The organism is Chlorobium phaeovibrioides, assembly GCF_003968655.1.
In the GTDB taxonomy this organism is placed as follows: Bacteria; Bacteroidota; Chlorobiia; order Chlorobiales; family Chlorobiaceae; genus Chlorobium; species Chlorobium phaeovibrioides.
This window is the reverse complement of sequence record NZ_RXYK01000054.1, coordinates 1-717: the sequence shown is the minus strand read 5'-3', so window position 1 is coordinate 717 and position 717 is coordinate 1. Positions and strand designations below refer to the sequence as shown.

The following is a 717-nucleotide window of genomic DNA, read 5'->3' as shown; positions in this document are numbered from 1 at the left end:
TCTGGACGAGCGATCTGACCTACTTGTGGACCGATAGCGGCTGGCAGTACCTCACAGTGGTCATGGAGCTCTTCAATTGGGAGATCATCGGGTATTCACTCAGCAGAAGCATGTCGACCGAAACCACTGTCATTCCTGCATTTGAGATGGCTGTACTGCATCGACAGCCACCGGAAGGAGTCTTCTTCCATTCTGATCGTGGCGTGCAGTATGCCAGCAAATCATTCAGAAAAAAACTCTCCGAGTACCGGATGGTTCAAAGCATGAGCGGCAAGGGAAACTGTTACGATAATGCGGCAACAGAGTCGTTCTTCAAGACCCTGAAGTCCGAATGGATTTACGGCAGAAGGATCCGTAGCAAGGAAGAGCTACAGAAGCTCCTGTTTGAGTATATCCACGTCTTTTATAACCGGAAACGGATGCATTCGACCTTGGGATATCTCTCTCCAGCAGAATACTTACGCAATTATTACCAATCGAGGTCTTTGGCTTCTTAAAGTGTTCATTTTTCCCTTGCAACTCCAAGCCTTTTCGCCGGTCTTTCAGGCACCCTTGCTTCCAGCGCTGCAGCGTCCGGTGTGAGATCCCGACAACGACACAGGCTTTGCTGTAGCGGGCTCCGTTTTCATGCGCTTCTTCTATCAGCATAATGACTTCGGCCTTGTGATCCTCAAGGATCAGTCGTCCTCGTGCCCCCTGGTAAGTGCCTCGAGCTTT

Annotated in this window: 1 protein-coding gene and 1 pseudogene; one reads left to right on the top strand and one right to left on the bottom strand. The window is 50.2% G+C overall.

Going from position 1 to position 717, the window contains the following annotated elements; genetic code table 11:
- A partial coding sequence (locus EKD02_RS09915; RefSeq protein WP_126385335.1) for an IS3 family transposase occupies positions 1-497 on the top strand: 497 nt, incomplete at its 5' end.
- Between the two features lie 67 nt (positions 498-564).
- Here EKD02_RS09915 and EKD02_RS10860 read toward each other — a convergent pair.
- Positions 565-678, bottom strand: a pseudogene (locus tag EKD02_RS10860) (hypothetical protein); the annotation flags it as partial.
- Positions 679-717 lie beyond the last annotated feature (39 nt).